Origin of the sequence: Culturomica massiliensis (assembly GCF_900091655.1) — a bacterium.
Lineage (GTDB): Bacteria > Bacteroidota > Bacteroidia > Bacteroidales > Marinifilaceae > Culturomica > Culturomica massiliensis.
Window position 1 is genome coordinate 3184302 of the sequence record NZ_LT594621.1, and the last position, 18462, is coordinate 3202763.

Annotated in this window: 11 protein-coding genes; all 11 read right to left on the reverse strand. The window is 43.0% G+C overall.

Translation table 11 applies throughout. The features are described from left to right. Window positions 1-65: 65 nt before the first annotated feature. On the reverse strand, window positions 66-1940 hold the full coding sequence (locus tag BN8908_RS14380) for a glycoside hydrolase family 13 protein (protein WP_082989275.1): 1875 nt from the start codon (window positions 1938-1940) through the stop codon (window positions 66-68). Window positions 1941-2063: 123 nt separating this feature from the next. Continuing rightward, on the reverse strand, window positions 2064-4370 hold the full coding sequence (locus BN8908_RS14385) for a glycoside hydrolase family 65 protein (protein WP_068691350.1): 2307 nt from the start codon (window positions 4368-4370) through the stop codon (window positions 2064-2066). A gap of 23 nt (window positions 4371-4393) precedes the next feature. Then, the gene (gene pgmB, locus BN8908_RS14390; protein WP_068691352.1) at window positions 4394-5065 is read right to left on the reverse strand and encodes a beta-phosphoglucomutase; all 672 of its coding nucleotides are present in this window, start codon (window positions 5063-5065) and stop codon (window positions 4394-4396) included. A gap of 11 nt (window positions 5066-5076) precedes the next feature. Continuing rightward, a complete protein-coding gene (locus BN8908_RS14395) occupies window positions 5077-6411 on the reverse strand; it encodes an SLC45 family MFS transporter (protein ID WP_021988010.1) in 1335 nt (444 codons plus the stop codon). A 470-nt stretch (window positions 6412-6881) separates the two neighbouring features. Further along, on the reverse strand, window positions 6882-7895 hold the full coding sequence (locus BN8908_RS14400) for a LacI family DNA-binding transcriptional regulator (protein ID WP_021988011.1): 1014 nt from the start codon (window positions 7893-7895) through the stop codon (window positions 6882-6884). Window positions 7896-8038: 143 nt separating this feature from the next. Further along, window positions 8039-9949 carry an alpha-amylase family glycosyl hydrolase gene (locus BN8908_RS14405; RefSeq protein WP_082989341.1) on the reverse strand — a complete coding sequence of 637 codons (1911 nt, stop codon included), beginning with the start codon at window positions 9947-9949 and terminating at the stop codon, window positions 8039-8041. Between the two features lie 319 nt (window positions 9950-10268). After that, a complete protein-coding gene (locus BN8908_RS14410; protein WP_068691356.1) occupies window positions 10269-11927 on the reverse strand; it encodes a DUF8037 domain-containing protein in 1659 nt (552 codons plus the stop codon). A gap of 15 nt (window positions 11928-11942) precedes the next feature. Beyond that, window positions 11943-13070 carry a hypothetical protein gene (locus BN8908_RS14415; RefSeq protein ID WP_068691358.1) on the reverse strand — a complete coding sequence of 376 codons (1128 nt, stop codon included), beginning with the start codon at window positions 13068-13070 and terminating at the stop codon, window positions 11943-11945. A 20-nt stretch (window positions 13071-13090) separates the two neighbouring features. After that, complete coding sequence (locus tag BN8908_RS14420; protein WP_021988015.1) at window positions 13091-13558, reverse strand: DUF5004 domain-containing protein; 468 nt, start codon at window positions 13556-13558, stop codon at window positions 13091-13093. A gap of 15 nt (window positions 13559-13573) precedes the next feature. Then, entirely contained in the window at window positions 13574-14959 is a 1386-nt protein-coding gene (locus BN8908_RS14425; RefSeq protein WP_068692334.1) for a RagB/SusD family nutrient uptake outer membrane protein, read from the reverse strand. A gap of 11 nt (window positions 14960-14970) precedes the next feature. Next, entirely contained in the window at window positions 14971-18051 is a 3081-nt protein-coding gene (locus BN8908_RS14430; RefSeq protein WP_227461950.1) for a SusC/RagA family TonB-linked outer membrane protein, read from the reverse strand. Window positions 18052-18462: the final 411 nt, after the last annotated feature.

An 18462-nucleotide genomic window follows, 5' to 3' on the forward strand; every position in this document is an offset into this window, starting at 1 on the left:
GAAAATTCAGGGACGGGGAAACCCGAACAGAAGATACGATTCAAGTTTCCCGATCCATATTCCCATTATTCTAACTCTATTACCATGGCCGTTTTTGCCGGTATTGTCAAAGAATCCTGTATATTCCGGATTTCTTTTCCGCTGATCACATCTTTCCCGGCAGTAAACCCATTCAGCATTTCCGAAAAACGCTTCGTATCAATCGTCCTGGCATCCTCATCTGAATTGTTCAATACCACCATAACCGTTTTATCGTCGTTATAACGGAAATAAACATACACTTCATCCTCGGGTACAAAATGTTTCAGTCCCCCGGTATGAATCACCGGATTTTCTTTCCGCCAATCGAGTAGCTTTTTCATAAAATCATATACTTCATTCTGTTCTGCCGTGCGACCTTCGGCTGTAAATGCATTGACTTTATCACCGGGCCAGCCTCCGGGGAAATCACGGCGGATATCTCCGTCTCCCTTCTGTTTTTTACCCCTCATCATAATCTCTGTACCGTAATAAATCTGCGGAATACCCCGGGTTGTCGATAATAGGGTAAAAATCAACTTGAAATCCGGAATTTTACCGTCGAGCACCTCCCAGATTCTTTCCGTATCATGATTATCTGCAAAAATCAGCAAATTATACGGATAAGGGTAAACGTAATCCCGGGAAAAATTGACATACGGGCGCATAATACCGGTATCCCATCCTTGTTTTTCCTTTGTAAATACCGTCAATGCGTCCAACAACGGGAAATCCATCACAGCCGGCAACTCTGAGTTATAACCGTCCGGATTCAACGCATCTTTCTGCCAGTAAGCCACTTCTATCGGTTCATGTACCCAGGTTTCTCCCACAATATTGAAATCGGGATATTCTTCCATAACCCTGCGGTTGAATTCCGACATCGGTTTTCTATGATTGTAAGGATATGTATCGATACGTAATCCTCCCAAATCGGCATATTCGATCCACCAAATCGCATTCTGTATCAAATAATCCATCAACAAAGGGTTGTTCTGATTCAAGTCAGGCATAGACGTGTCGAACCATCCTTTCGTATTCAAGGTCCGGTCTGCCTCCGATGCATAAGGATCGGTAACCGTCCCGATCCGGTAATTGGAACGGGTAAACTGATCGAACTGATGAATCCAATCGGCAGACGGCAGATCTTTCATCCACCAATGAGCCGATCCGCTATGATTGGTCACCACATCCATAATCAATTTAATCCCCCGCTTTTTCGCCTCTGCGGAAAGACGTTTATAGTCCTCGTTCGTTCCGTAGCGGGGATCGATTTTATAGTAATCCGAAATGGCATACGTATGATATGATGTCGTCGGCATATTGTCTTCCATGAGCGGCGTACTCCATAGGGCAGTAATTCCCAGATCATTCAGATAATCCAGGTGATCGATTATCCCCTGAATATCGCCTCCGTGACGTCCGTTCAAAGATTTCCGGTCGGCTTTTTCTATTACGTCCGGGTGACTGTCATTTGCCGGATTTCCGTTAGCAAAACGATCAGGCATCAGCAAATAAACGACATCCGAATTATTGAACCCTTCCCGGGCCGCTGAATTTTCCTCCCGGGCCAGTAACGGATATTTCCAGGCACATGCCGTTTTATTACCTTTTTTAAAAACAATATCCATCTCGCCGGGCCGGGTGTCCTTCCCGATATTCAAATAGATAAATTGATAATTCGGATTTGTCGTCGTAACCACTTTTTCTATTTCCACGCCCGGATAACTGATTTCCGGCCGGTAAGCGGCTATATCCTTCCCATATACCAGCAGCTGAAGAGAAGGATTTTTCATCCCAACCCACCAATTCATCGGTTCCATCCGCTCGATCGGATTAGCCGTACTCTTTTTAGCCTGTGCAGCCATGGGCTGATATCCTCCGGCAACAAGCAATAAAATCATTATTCCTACTAATTTCATTTCCAGTAAAATTTATTGTACATAGATTTTGCCGAAAGCCAAAGAGTTATAGTTCTCATCTCTATAAAACCCTGCGAACCTAACCCGAAGTTTATTTACAACACTCCGGCTTTCAACTTATCGTCAAATTTCCAATTTGGAATCTTTCACAATCGTATATTTTTTCCCGTCTACCAAGACCTCAGCATCTTCCCCCTCCTCGTTAAAGATTATGGTCCGGCAATGCTGAACTGTCACATTCAAAATATTACCACGATGCATCACTTTGAACGAAAAAGCTTTCCAGCTTTCAGGTATTGCAGGCCGGAACGATAATAAACCGTCCTGTATACGCATACCGCCAAAGCCTTCCACAATTGACATCCAGGTCCCTGCCATAGAGGTAATATGCAAGCCTTCGTGAGCTTCCTTGTTATAGTCGTCCAAATCCAAACGGGCCGTACGCAAATAAAGGCTGTATGCTTTCGGCATATCTCCGATCTTGGCTGCCAAAATAGAATGTACGCAAGGCGACAAAGAAGACTCGTGCACACAACGGGATTCATAAAATTCAAAATTCCGTTTGATGCAATCCATATCGAATTCATTTTCGAAAAAATAAATACCCTGTAGCACGTCCGCCTGTTTGATAAAACAACTTCTCAAAATACGGTCCCAGGACCAATGCTGATTCAAGGGCCGGATAGCCGGATCCAGGTCGGCAGCAAGAATCTGTTCCTTATCCATATAACCGTCCTGTTGCAAGAAAACTCCCAGTTCTTTACTTTCGGGAAAATGCATATTTTCAATCATATCTTTCCATTTCGCCGTTTCTCCCTGGTAATCCATTTTCATCTTCCCGATCAATTCCTTAAAACGAGCCAAATTGCGCCCCTTTACTTTCTCCAGGCATTCAATGGCGTACTTCATACACCATACGGCAATCTTATTGGTATACCAATTGTTATTGATGTTGTTTTCGTATTCATTCGGACCGGTTACCCCGAGGATCACGTATTTTTTCTTTTCTCCCGAGAATGTGGCCCGTTGTGCCCAGAAACGGGCAATCCCGGTCAATACTTCCAATCCGTATTCTTCCAGATAATGATCGTCCCCGGTATAATTGATGTACCGGTAAATAGCATAGGCAATAGCCCCATTACGGTGAATTTCCTCAAAAGTAATCTCCCATTCATTGTGGCATTCCTCTCCATTCATCGTCACCATCGGATAGAGCGCAGCGCCATCGGTAAAGCCCAGCTTTTCTCCGTTCTCAATAGCCCGGTCAAGTTGCTTGTAGCGATATATCAACAAATTACGGGTAACTTCCGAATCAGCCGTTGCCAGATAGAAAGGCACACAGTACGCTTCTGTATCCCAATAGGTACTGCCGCCATATTTTTCCCCGGTAAACCCTTTCGGCCCGATATTCAAACGGGCATCGTCCCCGGTATACGTCTGTTTCAACTGGAAAATATTAAAACGAATTCCCTGTTGTGCCTCCACATCACCCTCTATCACAATATCAGAATGTTCCCAAATGTTTTTCCACACCAAACGATGCTCTTCCAATAAAGTATCAAAACCTTTACGACAGGCATCATTCACCAGAATACGGGCATTCGGCAACAAATCCTCCACGCCGTGATTCATCGAACTCAATACCGCCGCATATTTATAGAAACAAATCTGCTTCCCTTTTTCGGCAAATACGGATACTTTATTGGCCACATATTTCAGGTCTACAATCGTATCATCGTCTGTCGTCTCATAATCGTTCCCTCCGACGGTAATAGCATACTTGATTCCGATGCCTACCTGAAAATTGGTTTTCTTGGTTTGCGAACGCAGATAAGCTTCCCCTTTCTGCGAATCGGTTTCAATAATATCCCAGAATTTCTCATCATAATTGGCATCCTGATTTTTTATATCACCGTCGATGTAAGAGGTAAACACGATATCCCCGCTAAAATTCAAAGGAGTAACAGCATAACGTATAGCTGCAATCTCCTTATTCGCCATACTGATAAAACGGCGGGTATTTACTTTAACTTCATCCCCGTTCGGCAGAACTGCCACAAAAGAACGTTCCAGATACCCTTCCTTCATATTCAATATCCGGACAAAATCCTTTACTTTACACTTCGCCAGATCGAGTTGCTCTCCGTTAATTTCAACATGAATACCATTCCAATACGGTGCATTCAATACCTTCGCAAAATACTCCGGATAACCGTTTTTCCACCAGCCGACACGGGTTTTATCCGTATAATACACGCCCCCGATATAGGTCCCCTGTAAAGTATTACCGGAATATTTTTCTTCAAAATTCGCCCGTTGTCCCATTCTTCCGTTACCAAGGCTGAAAATACTCTCTGATGAACGATGATTCTTCGGATCAAATCCTTCTTCAATGATACACCATTCATCTGCTTTCAAATATTTATTCATGACAATACAGTTTTAATCTAAAATCAAAAGTTCAATATTTCTCCATTGTTTATTATTTTCAGTTTTCCTTTTTCTATACTTAAATCAAGGAATCCTCCGACAACGGTATCAGCTTCCCGGAGTGTTACAGAGTCTCCGATCCCGACACATTTCATGCCGGCCCGGTGAGCTGCCTCAATACCGGCCCGGGCATCTTCAAAGACTACGCAATCCGCAGGAGAAAGATTCAATAGCTCCGCGCCTTTCAAAAAAACTTCCGGGTCTGGTTTAGCTTTACTTACATTCGTCCCGTCGGCAACGGCATCGAACAAATTTTCAATGCCGACCTGGTGCAAAATCGTCTTTGCATTCTTACTGGCCGAACCCAAGGAAATTTTTATACCCTGATCGCGTAAGGTTTTCAGAAAAGTAAGAACTCCCGGCAAAACTTCGTCCGGAGTCATTTTCAAAATATACCCGAGATATATTTCATTCTTTTTGTCTGCAACCTGCAGCTTCTCCCCCTCACTTAAATGTACTCCTCCGATACTCAATAATATATCCAACGATGCCATCCGGCTGATCCCTTTCAAACGCTCGTTATCTTTTTCCGTAAAAACAAAACCAAATTCATCCGCTATTTTTTTCCAAGCCAGGTAATGGTATTTTGCCGTATCTACAATCACCCCATCTAAATCAAATATACATCCTTTCATATCCTTTCTTTTTATCCTTCATTGTGATGTGAATAAGTTTCTTTAATAATAAATACGCAAAACGCTCCGACAATCAGGAAAATACCGGCCAACACCAGCATGCCGGCCTGATTCCCACCGATCAGGCGTAATAACGAACCACCGACCAGTGCAGCCACGATCTGCGGTATACAAATCGTCCCGTTGAAAAGTCCCAGATAAGCCCCCATATTTTTCCCGGAAACGGAATTAGTCAAAATCGTAAAAGGCATTGCCAGCATTGCCGCCCAGGCAAATCCGATCAAAACATACGAAACAAAAAGCAGATATTGGTCATGAATAAAAAATGTAGAGATAAAACCGACACCTCCCAATACTAAACTCAACGAATAACCCACTTTGCGCGATTTGAACATAGGCAACAACAACGCCCAGCATACAGAACCGATCGCCTGTACGGCAAATAAAACGCCCACCCAGTTACCGGCTTCCTGATAACCCGCAGACGATGTATCACCCGTACCCCATACATTGTGGGCAATCGCACCGTTTGTATAGGTCCACATGTACATAAATGCCGCCCAGGAAAAAAATTGTACCAGACCGACTGTCCAGAACACTTTCGGAGCATGGAGCAATAAAGAAATAAAATCGCTTTTTTCCTTCTTTTCTTCTGCCGTAATACCGTGGAATTCCTCAAATTGTTTCGGAGGCATTTCCTTTACTTTAACCACGGTATAAATCCCGCAAAGGATTAAAATAACCGCCCCGATGTAAAACGAGTAAATCACCGTATCGGGAACAATTCCCGGGGCCGCCGTATTTTGTATGCCCCACATAGCAAATAAAAACGGGAAAAGATATCCAACCAGACTACCGGCATTACACAAAAAACTCTGAATCGAATACGCCAATCCTTTTTGTTCCTCGTTCACCATATCACCCACTAACATTTTATAAGGCTGCATCGCCATATTGACTGACGTATCCAGCAACATCAACGAAATGACGCCGAACAGCATTGCATTCATATAATGCGTAAAACTGCCGGCATTCGGCATCAGACACATTACGATGACAGCAACTAAAGAACCGACGAACAGATAGGGAATCCGACGTCCGAATCGGGTCCAGGTCCGGTCGCTCATAGACCCCACAATCGGCTGCACAATGATTCCGGCCAAAGGAGGCAATATCCAAAAATAGCTTAATGTATGAGGGTCAGCCCCCAAAGTTGCAAAAATGCGGCTGACATTAGCACTTTGCAAAGCATAGGCGATCTGGACTCCGAAAAAACCGAAACTGATGTTCCATAAAGTCCAAAAGCCTAAACGGGGTTTACTCTTTAAAATTTTACTTTCTGCCATAATTCAATTTATTACGTTCCATCCGGAACCATTACCAAAAATCCATAAGGATAACCCAGGGTGATACACCCACTTATACGGAGAGTCTCCGTATGCGTTGAAAAGAAATCTGAAATTCTAAGCCGATTCAAATATACGACTATTCTTCTTCTCCGCAAACGTTTAAAATCGTGAAAAGCCGCAACGATCCTAAGAAAACAAAGCCTCTTCCGGCATTTCAATCGGTTGCGGAAAACGGTACGAAAAAATGCATAATTCTTCTTAATTTAGATTTATTCTAAACAATATAAAGAAAAAACAAACGTTTAAAGGCAAATGACGGAGGATATTTTCGATCGGCCGGAGCCACAACGTCACCAGTCTCTATAGAAAATTTTAAGCCAAAATAAAAATGAATCAAACTGAAACAGAATTACAAATCCCGAACAATTAAATCTACAGGAAAACTGAATTTAAAATTCCCGTCGGTTTTACCTCCGGGTCGAGCCCCGGGCAATAAGATTGGTTTTAATGACTTTCGTCGTTGTAGGGATCAGTTCGTCTTCGGAATTGATACGCCGCAGTAACAAATCGGTTGCAATTTCTCCCATTCTATCCCCATGTTGCTCCACCGTCGTCAATGTCGGATCGGTCAGCGTAGAGACCAAACCATCGGTAAACCCGCAAATGGCAACATCTTCGGGAACACGGTATCCCATATGTTTAATGGCATACATTGCGCCGGCTGCCGTAAGGTCATTCACGGCAAATATGCCGTCCGGCCTATCTGTCCGTTTCATCAATTGTTCGCCGATAATCATCGCATCGGCCTGATTATCGCATTGAATAATCAGGCTTTCGTCTATCGGTAGACGAGCATCTTTTAAAGCCTGTATATATCCCATTTGCCTCTTTTGAGCGATCTGCATCGTTTGAGGCGCTGATAAATGAGCGATGCGATGGCAACCGACGGATATTAAATGCTGAACGGCGGCATACGCTCCGTTAAAATCGTCAACCACGACCCGATCCGTATCGATATCCCCACAAATACGGTCGAAAAACACCAGAGGTATACCGGCCTGCTGCAACTCTTTAAAATGATCCACCCGCTGTGTTGTCTTGGCCATTGATATCAATACCCCGTCTATCCGGGAATTGATAATCGACTGACAAATCGACTTTTCCCGCTCATACTGTTCATTACTCTGAAAAATAACGATATTATAACCGTGCTGATTGGCGACCTGCTCAATACCACTAATCACACATGAAAAGAAATGATGAATAATTTCAGGAATAATAACGCCGATCAGAAATGTCTTTTTATTCCGTAAACTCAATGCGATCACATTGGGAGAATAATTCAGTTTTTTTGCCAATGCCTGTACTTCACGTTTTGTATCCACACTGATATCGGGATGATCTTTCAACGCCCTGGATACAGTTGAAACAGATATGCCCAATATCTTTGCGATATCTTTTATGGTGACTTGTGTTGCCATAATATACGTTTATGCGGAAAGACAAATATACTTGTTTACAAATGTAAAATATTAAACCGATATTTTCCCCCGTCACCTCATAAAAATATAAAACAAATGTGCCGACCTTTGTTTTAAAGGCCGGCACATTGAATTTTCCGGTGTCAATCATTCAGGTACACTCTATATTCTCCCGGTTGTAGTTCCATTGACATCGATGCCGCCGTCACGGTAAACGTATGATTGGTAAAATACTCCTTCCAGGTCCCCGTTTTACTAAAGTTTATGTTAGCATTGACCGGTACGACATCGAAATTCGCAATTACACAGGCATCACCTCCGGATGATTTCAACAAAATTTGCTTGACAGGTTCCCCGACACTGATCGTATAATCGGAAGTCGAAAAAGCCGGATAAGAATGCCGCAGTCGGTTCATTGCCGCAAAAACGTCATACAATGCTTTTCGTTCAGGTACATTATAATAATCCCAGCGCACCGGCTTTTTGGCCAACCGGTCGTCGTTCAACTGATAATCGTAACCAAGCTCTCCGAATTGCCAGATCATCTTCGGCCCGGGAAAACTCATCAACATCACAGCTGCAGCCCCTACACGTTCCAGGCTTGTATTCAGTTGCTTTACATTATAATTGCCCGCAACATTCCCATACGTCAGATTCTTATACATAATCCGTTCCTCATCATGGCTCTCCATATAGGCAATCAGATTAGGCTTACTCCATCCCCTTTCTTTATAGGAAGCCCAATGGATATCCGACTTACGTCTGCCGTTTTCAAACTCATGAAATCCCATTGTGGCTTCATTGAAGTTGTAATTGATATTTCCCCACAGCAGCAAACCGTAATCAGCCAATTCTTTTTCTTCATCGTTATCCGACAAATGTTCGCAAATCATCAAGGCATCCGGATTCCGCCGTTTTATCTCATCGTAAATCCGTTTCAGATTTCTAATACGGGCGGCATCATAGGGATTTCCCCACGAATCATTTCCACTGGCCGGATACGGGGTATTGGAAAAGCCTTTCGTAAAGTCGAATCGGAAACCGTCGACTTTATAGTATTTCATCCAATGCGCACATATACTGTCCACTAATTTCTTCGTATATTGGCTTTCATGGTTAAAATCGGCCCCCCATTGTGCATCGGGATTGGCAAAATTAGATTTCTGATTATACCACGGGTTATCGGCAGAAGGTTTGGCTACCCCATCCTGATACATTCGTACCAGCGGACTCTGTCCATAGCTATGATTCAGTACCATATCCATAATAACGGCCATCCCGTTCCGGTGGCATTCGTCGATAAACGCCTTATAATCGTCTGCCGTTCCATAAGCCTTATCCGGGGCAAAATAGAAAGAAGGATTATATCCCCAGCTATCGTTCCCTTCAAATTCATTAAAAGGCATCAATTCAACCGCATTTACACCGAGCTCTTTCAGATACGGTATTTTTTCACGGGCAGCTTTGATTGTCCCGGCAGAAGTAAAATCACGCAGTAAAATTTCATAGATAACCATATCCTTCACATCGTCGATACGGAAATTAGCCACACTCCAGGGATATTCCGTCCGGCCCGTCGATACCACCATGGCAATCTCGGTGGTTTTTCCTGAAGGATAAGCAATCAGGTCCGGATACGCCGATGCGGGAATAGAGGCATCATTCCAAGGATCGGAAATCTTATCGGCATAAGGATCGGCAACCCGGATAGATCCATCGATCAGATATTGACATATATATTCTTTTCCCTTTTGCAGTCCTCCGATTTTAAGCCAGAAACGATCCCCGTCTTTTTGCATCTTATAGGCATTGGATATACTCCAATCGTTAAAATCTCCGATCAGATATACCTGACTTTTTTTCGGTGCAAACAAAACAAACGCCAGCGAATCATCGGACAACTGATTGATCCCGTCCCGTAATCCGGCCGGTATAGATGTATCGGGAGTTTCCGGCTCATCCGGTCCGGGGGGAACAATCGGATCATTTTCTTTATCATCGCTGCAAGCAAAAAATAAAGCAAGCACCCATCCGAATAAAACTAGATATTTCATATTCATTCCAAATTTAAGTCCACCGACTCATTAAATTATATTTTCTATTTCATTCTTATCGTCCAGGTAAAGATCGGCTTCAATTTACATTTGATACTTTGTCCCAGAAACAACGACATACGGAATAAAATACATTTACCTGCAAATTGCGATTGCAGACCCAATGAATCTGACAACAAATCAGTCTGCCAGACAATTTAAAATTTACAATCTAAAATCTACAATTTAGATGTGCCAAAGGCAGAAGCCGGAAAGTTTGTGAACCTGAAATACTTTAATGTCCATAAACTTCCGGCTTCAGTTTCATTGTTTTATAAGCTTATTTCTTCAAGAAAACGTAATGGCCTGTTATATCGTTAAAACGGATTTGATAAGTTCCGGCTTCCGGAATATTAATATTCGGAGTTGCAGGTGTCATATCTCCTTTACCGTAAGGCACCGGACCATTCCCCCAGGCAATATCCCAATTACTATCGGCACGGAATTTAATTTCTCCGGCAGGCAATTCCAATTCGGTCGTCCACATATGCTTATCATAAGCACTTTGAGTCATAAAAGCCTCCCGAGCCACATCCCAACTGTTATAAGCGCCCATCAGACCGATTTTGGTATACTCGGTCGGTGTTTCGGTCAAAGCCTCAAGCGTCCATGTCATATTCAGTAAATCGATCGTAACGGTATAATATCCTTCAACCGGTACAAAAAATGCGGGGTCTCCGTTACCGTTTTTCAACTCTCCGTCAGCTCCGGCATAGTACATATGATCCCATGAACCGAGATATTCTTCCGGGCAGAACTTAAAATAACAACCTTCTCCTCCATCCTGCTTTTTAAAGAAACCGGTATAGGTATAAACCCCGTTTGTCAACTCATTGTCGTCCCGGTAAGCCATAAAACCTTTATCGGTATTATCCCAGCCGTTCATATTTCCAACGAGATAAAGATTTCCGATTTTCTCCAGCGCTTCCAATTTTTCAACCTTATAAGTCATCGTCGTAAAATCGGCTGTCACCGTATAGAAACCTTCTTCTGCCGGAGCCGGAATATTACCGGCACCGCCGTCACCGTTCAATTGCCCACCGGTAGCATCCGAAGCATCTCCGATTCCCCAAGCCGGATTCCAGGTATCCACACCGTTATTAGCTATAAATTTCCAACCGCCGGTTGCCTTTAACTTCACAATTCCGGCAAATACACCGTCGGAAACTTTTGTTAAAGCAATGCCGTCTTTTGTCGTCCAACCGGCATCCGAAGCATCTCCGACAATATATAAGGTATTTGGATAAACATTGACTTTTACAGTAAAGTTTTCTTCCGTTACCAAACCCGCCAAATCGGTCAATCGCAATTGCAATACCACCTGCTTTGAAGGAAAGCTGTATGGCAACTGAATTTTACGGACAAAATCGAACCGGCTGACTCCGGATAATTCTTCGGTATAATTTACCGATGTCTCAGCCTCACAAATCAATTCTACTTTCGCCAAGCCGATATTATCACTCAATGTCGCCTCAAAATCGAATTCTGCAGGATAAGTCGCGGTCAGGTCTGTATGTAACAGGAGTGCCGGCTTTTCAGTGTCTTTCATTCCGACCATCACCTTAATGTCACTGCTAACCGTCAATTTATTCGCACTATTCAATGTAACCGTAACAAAATACATTCCTTTCTGCACATTGGCAGGAACCGTGTATTTCTTTGCCAAAGCATATGTTTTACCGTCTATAACAATCAGATCATCCATACCCAAAGCAGTACAGGCTATATGAACCGATTCCAACCCGGACGGATTGGCCAAATCCGCTTTAATTTCGATTTCTGCTCCTTGCTCCGTCTGAATCAGCATAGAACCGGCCGGAACTTCAATTTTAGGCGTAATACTTTCCGGATCTCCCAACAGGTATTCGTTATCATCGTCACAAGCTGTCAGAAAGCTTACGGAGACAACCAACGCCAGAAAAAATAATATCTTCTTCATATTCGTTTCTTTAAATTATTTGACAAACGAGCCTTTTAAAACGGTTTCCGACTTCAATACTCCGGCAGAGAACGAAATCTCAATCGCAGTAGCCGAACGACCACCCTGGAATTGACGGGCAGGCAACAGCACCAACCGATAAGTATAATCGGCCGTTTTCACGGCAGCGATATTCAAGGTTTCTTTACCGTTATCCGTCGTTAAAGTCACAGCGCAACTCATCGCTTCATCATTATAGTTGTATAAAGGATCGGCTTCTGTTTCTTCGCTCCCAGCCTCAAAAGCAGATGTCTTTATAATAACCGGAAGCACATCTTCCGCAGTAAATTTACTCAGGAAAAACTCCGCCGGTTGTACCTTTTCCACCGGAACGGCAGAAACAAAATGGAAGTCCGAACCATTGTCATCGGCTTTCTGATCCCAGGTCCCGTTATTGAATACAGCCCAGATTCCGGTCACTTTCAAATCTTCCGGCACAGGAGCGTTTTCTTTTGAAAAATACTCTCCCGGAATCAGATCCAATTTCCATAAACCCGGATGCCCCTCTACCGGCTTCAAAGCCGTCCTGTTGAGGTCGTAATTGAAATCGATCTGGTATAATCCCCACTCGTTCAAAGCTCCGTGCATATGTACCGGACCATTTTCCTTATCCGTAATATTTCCACAATTGTTCAAATTTACCATAATGGAAATCGGCGTGTTTACACCGAAAAGATTCGGATATACAGCCCCGGTCAGTCCATCCATCTGGCTGAAATCATACAACAAAATCGGATCGGAATCATCGGTTTTAGCACTACCCGATTGAGTTTTCACCAATCCCTGTATCTGGGTAACCGGATTCGCATATACTTCACTACATTTAAATGTGAGGGTATACACATTATCCCCGACTTTGGTAAGCCGGTTTTTAGCTCCTGAATTATCCCAGGAACCGTTATTCAGGTTATCGCCGTTATTACTCCAGGCCCACAAATAAAGGTCTTCGCTCATACCCTCCAATGCCGTTCCCGTTACATCGATCGTCAAAGTTACGTCTTCCGTAAGGGTAAATGCTGCCGGGAATGTGGTAACCCGTGGTTTCTGTGCCCATGCACCAACTGCAAAAGCCAGCATGATCAGAATCAAACTATATTTTTTCATAGGTCATTAATCTTTAATGGTCAATTTTTAGTCAGCTCATAACGATAACTGACAATGGCTTTATCCTCGGATTTACGGATAAACTTTATTCTCAAATTCGTCCCTTCTCTGGGAGGTGCCGCCAATGTAAACTGTGAGCTGACAGTTCCTTCCGTCAGATTAATCAACAAAGGAGCCTCTGCATCATCATAACTCCAGGTGCCGGATAAAAGACCGACAAAATTGGGCGTCATACTGCTGCTTTCGATAGAAAAACTTTTATCCTCATTGAATGTTACTTTATAACTGTCGAAATTAAAATAAGGCGTAATATCCATTTCTTTCTTCGTACCGGCCTCATCGGTCAGTGTTACGGATTTTACATTCCAGGTACCGATAAGAGCTTTAGTCTTATCGGAAGGAGCACCCAAACTGTAATCGTCATCATCGCAAGCCGTAAATACCAGGCCTGCAAACAATACCATCAATATATAATTGAGTTTTTTCATGTCTTTCGGAATTTATCAATTCAACTTAATGTCGGGGTTACCGTTCTGCTCTGAATCCGGAATCTGGAATAACAAACGGTTGGAATTCCAATCGTAACTCTTCACTTTCATATGCAAGCGTTTCATTTCATGCAAACGCTCTCCCTGCAAGGCCAGTTCCAGTCTTCTTTCCTTTTGCGCATTGGCAATCACCGTAGCGGCAGTAGCCTGATTAGACGTCTTCACGCTACCGTATGCCCGTTGCTCAATTTTCTGCAAAGAAGCAATAGCTTTCGACAAATTAATCTTAGCGGCAGCCTCAGCATAAATCAACAATAATTCATTCTCGCCCATGATAATACAATCCATATTATCATAATCGAACTTCGTCGTATAATGTATTCCGTCTTTTGTCATATAAAATATCTCCCCACGCTTATCATCGGCGGCAAACTGCTCGAACAAATCGTTGGAAGCCATCCATTGAGCATCTCCTTTGGCTGGATCGTCGGTACGATACATACCTTTGATCGCTCCCCAGGAGTCATTGCTTTTCCCCGTACTCGGAATCATAAATATAACTTCCTGCGTAGCCGTGCCTTTGGAAGCCCGGGCAAACTTAGCCGTAGGATCGGTATCCAAATCATATTTATCGATGACCAGAGCTGCCGCTTTTTCAGCCTCTTCCATATTCCCCATAAAGAAATACACCTTGGCCAATACGGCATTAGCGATATCACGGGTAGCGAAACCGCAATCCCAGGTCCGGTTTGCCGGTAAATTAGCCGCAGCAAACTTCAGGTCCGAGACAATCTGTTCGTAAGTAACCCCGACACTGGAACGCTGAACGGTCACAAAAGCATCGTTCATGCTGGCCGTACCTCTTTTCCGTAAGGGAATACCCATCTGATCCACATCTTTTGTCGTTTCGTCATAAGGTAATCCGAAAATCCGTACCAGATGGAAAAATCCCAATCCCCGAATAAAACAAGCATCGGCTTCCAATTGTGTCTTTACTGCCGGATCGGCTTTTGCCAATATACCATCGGCCGTACTGCTGAATGCCGCAAAATTGGCTTTATTAATACAACTATATGTTTCATCCCAGGCATGACGTCCGACTTCATTAAACAAGTTCATACTATAACTCAAAATCTGTGACCAGTTGAACTCTCCTTTCAGCGTTGCTCCGTCTCCGGCCAATACATCCTGAGCCACAAACATCTCTCCCCCCATAAAACCGGTGGACCGGACAGAGCTATAAGCATCCACCATAAATTTCTGAAGATGTTCCGGTGAAGTCACCGTATCTTTGGTTAAAACCAAATTATCCGGTTTGATTTCCAGAAACCCCATGTTGTCACAAGCCGTAAACGACATGCTGGCTCCCAATGCTATTATAAATAGTTTTGTAAATTTCATCATTTTCAGTATTAGAACGTTATACTCAGGTTAAACGTAAAATTGCGGGCTTGCGGAACCGTCAGATAAGTGACGTTCATACTGAGGTTTCTCTGCTGTTGATTTTCCATATCCCGGAAAATTTCAGGATCCAAGCCTTTATATTTTGTCCAACAGAACAGGTTCGTTCCGGAAAAAGAAAGACGTACATTCTGCAAATGCATCCGTTTAACCAAAGACTGCGGAAGATTGTAACCCAAAGAAACGGATTTCAGGCGCAGGAAAGAAGCATCGTACAAATATTCCGTCGTATTCCGGGAAGCCTCTATCGATCCTTTGATTGTCGCCCGGTTCACATCAGTGCGGTCACCCGGTTTCTGCCAACGATCCAAAGCTTTTGTCTTCAGATTCCAGGCACCGAGATTGTTCATCTGGAATTTTTCGGCATCATCGTAAATATTACCGCCGATCTGGAAGGTAAACAAGAATCCGAAATCCCAGTTTTTATACGTGAAATTGTTATCCAATCCACCGATATAATCCGGATAAGGGTGTCCTACAGCCTGACGGTCGCGGTCGGCATTATATTCTTTGGTTACTCCGATAGCCTTGCCGCTTTCATCCAACATCTGATACATCGGCATTCCGTCTGCCGGATCGATACCCAAAGTCTTCACCAAATAGTTGACTCCGATAGGCTTGCCGACCATAACACGGGTATCCCCGTTTCCGGCCAAAGCATCCGGACCGGCATTTCCGATATCCTTTACTTTATTGACATTGTGTGCAATGTTGAAATCTGTCGTCCATGTAAAATCTTTCTTTATAATATTCCGGGATTTGATATTGAATTCGAAACCTTTATTTTCTACTTTTCCCAGATTTTTCAATATACTTCCCCAACCCGAAGACGTGGACGTCCGGACATTCAGGAACAAATCCTTGGATTGTTTGTTGTAATAACCGATCTCTCCGGTAATCCGGTTGTTTAAGAAACCGAACTCCAACCCTACATCGAATGTATTTGTTTTTTCCCATTTCAAATCCGGATTCGCCAGTCCGCTGATATACCACAGATTAAAATTACCCGGATTCAGTTTATCGTTATTCACAATGTAATACATCTGATTCGGATCGATACTCGTCGTACCCCATTGTGCATAGTTCGGAATCTCGGCATTACCGGTCATACCATAACCCACTTTCAACTTTAACAAACTCAATACGTCTTTCACCGGATTCATAAAATTTTCCTCACTGATAATCCAACCTACCGAAGCTGCCGGAAAATCACCGAACTTATTGTTGGCACCGAAACGGGAAGAACCGTCCCGACGATAAGTGGCCGTTAACAGGTAACGATCCAGAAGCGTATAATTCAAACGGCCGAAGAAAGACACGAACGAATAGGCCTGGGTAGGACTCGTTCCCTTTTTATTTGCCGAACTCTCTGTCGGTAAAGTCGGATCTTTATACAACCAGTCTTCCTTACCCGGTTCGAATGTCACATTGTGATACCTGTAATCGGTTTCGGATTTCATAAATTCAGTACCGACCATTACCTTAAAACGATGAGCTTCGCCCAAATCAAAACTGTAATTGGCCAAAGCTTTAGCATTCCAATTCATGTTCCGGTCGTAATTCTTATTTGAAGAAGGCGTTGTCGTCAACACGGATGTCGTCAAAGCATATCTGTTACGTTCGGAAAAATCGATATTTCCTTCGGCACGTATAGACAAGCCTTCCAATATCTCATAATTCAGATAAAGGCTACCCATCACTCTGGATGTACGGGTTTTTGATTGACGGTTATGGATTTCCGCCACCGGATTCGTTCCGTCGGGGAATTTAAAATAAGTTCCATCCTCGTTGTATATCGGGAAATAGGGTAAAGCTTTGGACCAGGCAGTTCCTATACCTCCGTCCCAACCCACCGGTACATACGTTTCATCCGTATACGTATAAGACGCATTGATACCTGTCGTAAATTTTTTGGTTACGTTATAATCCAGATTCAAACGGGAACTCAAGCGTTTGAAGCTATTTTCTTTAATAAATGAGTTTTCATTACTTGCCGAAAGGCCGAAATAAGTTTTTAATCTATCATTTCCCTGCTGAACGGAAAAATCCACAAAATTGGACCATCCTGTCCGCAAAAGAGCGTCTTGCCAATCGGTATCGTTTTGCATCGCCTGTTCCCAGCTCAGACCTCCCAACAAAGAAGGACGTCCGTTATACTCCTGACCACCGTAAATGGCATCGTTTTCATAACCTTCCAGCAACAAACCCAGATACTCTCTGGTATTCAGCATATCCAGCTTCTTTGTAATCGTAGATAAACTGGTCCGGTAATTTACATTAAATACAGGTTTCCCCTTTTTACCTCTTTTCGTCGTGATCAATACGACCCCATTTGCACCGCGGGAACCGTAAATAGCTGTTGCAGAAGCATCTTTCAAAATATCGATACTCTCAATATCATTCGGGTTGATAGTGGCCAGCGGATTGGTATTCGATGCTCCGATACGCTCTCCGGAATTCTGCTGGATAGGCATACCGTCGATCACATACAACGGATCACCTCCGGCAGTAATGGAAGCGATACCGCGTACACGAATAGCTGCACCGGCTCCGGCCATACCGGAAGTCTGAACGACTTGCACACCGGAAGCACGGCCTTGTAAAGTAGCATCGAATGAAGAAGTCGGTATTTTCAACACCTCATCTCCTCCGATTTTAGAAACAGATCCGGTCACTTCCCGCTTATTCTGAGTTCCATAACCGATGACAACGACTTCGTCCAATTGTTCCACATCTTCCTGCATCACGACATGTAAGGTTTTCTGATCCGTGATTGTTACAGCCTGAGGTTTATACCCCACAAAAGAAAATTCTAAAACGTTACCGTTTTCGACATTTAAAGAAAAGTTTCCTTCAAAATCCGTTGCCGTACCGGTGGAAGTCCCTTTAATCAAAATACTGACACCGGGCAAGGTCTCTCCTTTGGTGTCCGTAACTTTACCGGTCAATACTCTTTGTTGGGCAAACGCACTAACGGATAGCAGCATGCACAAAACAAAAAGTAATTTTACTTTCATATTTACGTACTTCATAATTGTTGAATTGATTTTTAATAGATCTGGGCTTAGAAAATCGTTTTTCTTTTTAACGTTTGCGTACTTTAATTCATATTATTATATTTAATGTTCGTTTTATTAAGTGAGGAACAGAGGGATTAAAATCCCTTCCGTTCCTTTATTTTTTCTTTCCGGTTCCTACCCAATAAAAACGAACGTTTATATTGGATAATCTAATTTTCTGTCATCTTCCAAAAAGTTGAAAAATTCAAATTTTCAGGCACTTTTTGTTTATTTTAACAACTCAAATGTAGACCTTTTGAATATTTTATATATTGGAAACGTTTGTTTTTTTGGTAAAAAATTGCCGAAACCGTTATCGCAAACGTTTGAATTTTTAACATTTCAGCTTTAACGTTTGCATTTATTCATTTTTTGAGTAATAAA

What these genes read in the sequence shown, in the direction of transcription:
- BN8908_RS14380 (WP_082989275.1), bottom strand. Translation starts at nt 1,940, where the DNA reads ATGAAATTAGTAGGAATAATGATTTTATTGCTTGTTGCCGGAGGATAT.
- BN8908_RS14385 (WP_068691350.1), bottom strand. Translation starts at nt 4,370, where the DNA reads ATGAATAAATATTTGAAAGCAGATGAATGGTGTATCATTGAAGAAGGA.
- pgmB (WP_068691352.1), bottom strand. Translation starts at nt 5,065, where the DNA reads ATGAAAGGATGTATATTTGATTTAGATGGGGTGATTGTAGATACGGCA.
- BN8908_RS14395 (WP_021988010.1), bottom strand. Translation starts at nt 6,411, where the DNA reads ATGGCAGAAAGTAAAATTTTAAAGAGTAAACCCCGTTTAGGCTTTTGG.
- BN8908_RS14400 (WP_021988011.1), bottom strand. Translation starts at nt 7,895, where the DNA reads ATGGCAACACAAGTCACCATAAAAGATATCGCAAAGATATTGGGCATA.
- BN8908_RS14405 (WP_082989341.1), bottom strand. Translation starts at nt 9,949, where the DNA reads ATGAAATATCTAGTTTTATTCGGATGGGTGCTTGCTTTATTTTTTGCT.
- BN8908_RS14410 (WP_068691356.1), bottom strand. Translation starts at nt 11,927, where the DNA reads ATGAAGAAGATATTATTTTTTCTGGCGTTGGTTGTCTCCGTAAGCTTT.
- BN8908_RS14415 (WP_068691358.1), bottom strand. Translation starts at nt 13,070, where the DNA reads ATGAAAAAATATAGTTTGATTCTGATCATGCTGGCTTTTGCAGTTGGT.
- BN8908_RS14420 (WP_021988015.1), bottom strand. Translation starts at nt 13,558, where the DNA reads ATGAAAAAACTCAATTATATATTGATGGTATTGTTTGCAGGCCTGGTA.
- BN8908_RS14425 (WP_068692334.1), bottom strand. Translation starts at nt 14,959, where the DNA reads ATGAAATTTACAAAACTATTTATAATAGCATTGGGAGCCAGCATGTCG.
- BN8908_RS14430 (WP_227461950.1), bottom strand. Translation starts at nt 18,051, where the DNA reads ATGAAGTACGTAAATATGAAAGTAAAATTACTTTTTGTTTTGTGCATG.